Source organism: Candidatus Zixiibacteriota bacterium, from assembly GCA_040753495.1.
In the GTDB taxonomy this organism is placed as follows: Bacteria; Zixibacteria; MSB-5A5; order GN15; family PGXB01; genus DYGG01.
Genome location: JBFMEF010000027.1, coordinates 1 through 2710, shown reverse-complemented (window position 1 = coordinate 2710; position 2710 = coordinate 1). Strand labels below are relative to the sequence as shown.

Annotated in this window: 3 protein-coding genes; all 3 read right to left on the bottom strand. The window is 53.7% G+C overall.

Annotation, left to right across the window (positions count from 1 at the left end; genetic code table 11):
- A partial coding sequence (locus AB1690_01555; GenBank protein ID MEW6013985.1) for an SIS domain-containing protein occupies nt 1-450 on the bottom strand: 450 nt, incomplete at its 3' end.
- On the bottom strand, nt 447-1202 hold the full coding sequence (locus AB1690_01550) for a geranylgeranylglyceryl/heptaprenylglyceryl phosphate synthase (GenBank protein MEW6013984.1): 756 nt from the start codon (nt 1200-1202) through the stop codon (nt 447-449). The genes AB1690_01555 and AB1690_01550, both read right to left, overlap by 4 nt.
- A gap of 11 nt (nt 1203-1213) precedes the next feature.
- A partial coding sequence (locus AB1690_01545; GenBank protein ID MEW6013983.1) for an alanine--tRNA ligase-related protein occupies nt 1214-2710 on the bottom strand: 1497 nt, incomplete at its 5' end.

The window sequence follows — 2710 nt, the reverse complement described above, 5'->3', positions numbered from 1 at the left end:
CAATAGAGCGGCGGTGCGAAGTCCCTTATGATGCGCGGTTTCGGCGGCGCGAAGAAGATTCGACGAATTTCCGGAAGTTGATATCAATAACAGCAGGTCGCCTTTGTTGCCGAGCCCTTCGACCTGACGGGCGAAAATCTGCTCGAACCCGAAATCGTTTCCAGCCGCGGTCAAGACGGCACTGTCGGCATTCAGGGCGATAGCCGGAAGCGACTGCCGGGTCCGCTGAGAGGTGAGACGGACAATCATCTCAGCCGCCATATGGGAACTATCGGCGGCGGAGCCGCCATTGCCGCAGATAAGAATTTTGCCGCCGGAGCCGATGACACCAGAAATGATATCAGCCAGTTCCAGAAGCGCCGGGGCGAGCGATTCGGCCATAGTGCGGCGAAGATGGGAGGATTCCTCAGCCGCTTTCAATATGAACTCTTTGCGGGCGTCATTATTCATACCGATACTTTCTCCAGTGGATGCGCCGCCGCGACAAACTCACGAAGCATCGTCTTGTCAATCTTTTCTTCAAACTGATTGCCGACCACCACAAGAGAAGCGCCGGCGGAGAGTTTCCGCTCGATATCCTCGGGAGCGCGCAGTCCCCCGCCGACCTGAAGCGGCAACGATGTATACTCCGTGACAGCGGTAATCATCTCTTCGGGGACAGGCTGCTCGGCGCCGGAGCCGGCGTCAAGATACAAAAGTTGCATTCCGAGAAACTGCGCCGCCAGAGCGTGGGCGCAGGCGATATCATGCTTGTCGCGGGGAAGCGGCTGGGTGTTCGAAATGTACTGGACAGATGTGGTCAGTCCAGATGCCACCAGCAGATAACCGGTGGGAATGACCTCGAGTCCGAACTCTTTGACCAGCGGCGCTCCTTTGACCTGCTCGTCGATCAGGTACTGCGGATTTCTTCCGGAGAGAAGCGACATAAAGAGGATGGCGTCGGCATCAGGCGAAATCTGGCTGTGCGAACCGGGGAAGATGACCACAGGAATGGTGGCATATTGCTTTATCTGACGGACTGCCTGGTGGAAGTTGCTGTAGAGCATGAAACTGGTGCCGACGAGAAAAGCATCGACCTCGGCTTCCTGCGCCGTTTCGATGAGATAAGGAATTTGCGCTTCAGGAAGGCGGTCGGGGTCGATAAGCAGTAAGAAAGCACCGCCCCGCTTTGCCCGGGCTTCGAGTAATTTTTTAAATACCATTGCTCCCCCGGTTATCGATTTATTGTTTCCTTGAGTTTGGTCTCGAACTCTTTGAAAAATCGGTCCGGCTCGATATCGGCCGGAACTGTCCCCTGCGCAAAATTCTCTTTGCCGCCGCCTCGTCCGCCGAACTGACTTAGTATTCCTTTTGAGAATTTTCCAATATCAACTTTCGCAGTGGCGCTGGAGGATGCCATAAAAGTCGCTTTGCCGTTGATATTGCCGATAGCGGCGGTGACGACCGGACTGTTGGCGCTTTTGCCGCTGTCAACCCAGCCGGCCATTTCATCAATTTCGATATTGCCGAAATTGTGGAAGCGGAAGGCGAGCGAACCAATCTTTGTTTCCTGCCCGACCGAGATAGAGCCGCCGGCGAATTTCTCGCTCTTGAGTTTCTTATTTTCCTTCTGGAGTTCCAGCAACCGCTCCTGAAGTTCTTCCACTGCCCTCAATATCTCTTCTTCCGGGCGATTAGTCATTTTGCTCAGTTCGGTTACGGTCACTTTCTGCGACCGGATTTTTTCCAGAGCCGCTTTGCCGGTGATAGCCTCGATACGGCGGATGCCGGCGGCGATGCCGGTTTCGAGGGTGATGATAAAGGGGCCAATCTGCGAGACATTTTCGACATGGGTGCCGCCGCAAAGTTCTTTGGAGAAATCATCAACCGAGACTACCCGCACTTTGGAGCCATATTTTTCGCCGAAGATAGCCATGGCGCCGGATTTTTTGGCGGTCTCGATATCGACATCGGCGTCGGAATGCACCTCTTTCCCCTCGAGGATTTTTTCATTTACCATTTTCTCGACTTGCGCGATTTCGTCCGGGGTCATCGGTTTGAAATGGGAGAAATCGAAGCGGAGTTTGTCGGGACCGACATAGGAGCCGGATTGATGGACATGCTCGCCGAGGACTTTGCGCAAGGCGGCGTGCAGAAGATGGGTGGCGGTATGGTTGCGCATGATATCCCAGCGGCGGCGGGTGTCGATGGAGACAGTGACCTCTTTTCCGACTAATGATAAGAGTTCTTCTTTAGTGCCAGATACCACTCGGCCAATATGAATGATATTTCCCTGATAGTTGGCGAGAGTATGCACCTCGATAGTGACATTGCCGCTTTTGATAATCCCGGTGTCGGAAATCTGTCCGCCGGCTTCGACGTAAAAGGGGGATTCCTGAACGACAATGCCGACTTCAGGAAAAGGCTGATATGAAATATGCAGCACGGCGGCAGTGATTCCGAACTTCTCCCGGGTGAAGTCGGTCGGTTTTGATTGACCGCTCAGGAATTTCTTTACCGATTCAATATGGATGGACAGATTCTTTGCAATATCGACGCCGAAATCAGACGACGAACGTGATTTCTCCTGTTGCCGCTCCATCGCCTTTTCGAAACCGGCTAAATCGAGTTTCAAGCCTTTTTCTTCCGCCATCACCTCGGTCAAATCGACCGGGAAGCCGTAAGTGTCATACAAGCGGAATATCTCGTCGCCCGGCAAAGTGTCGTTTCC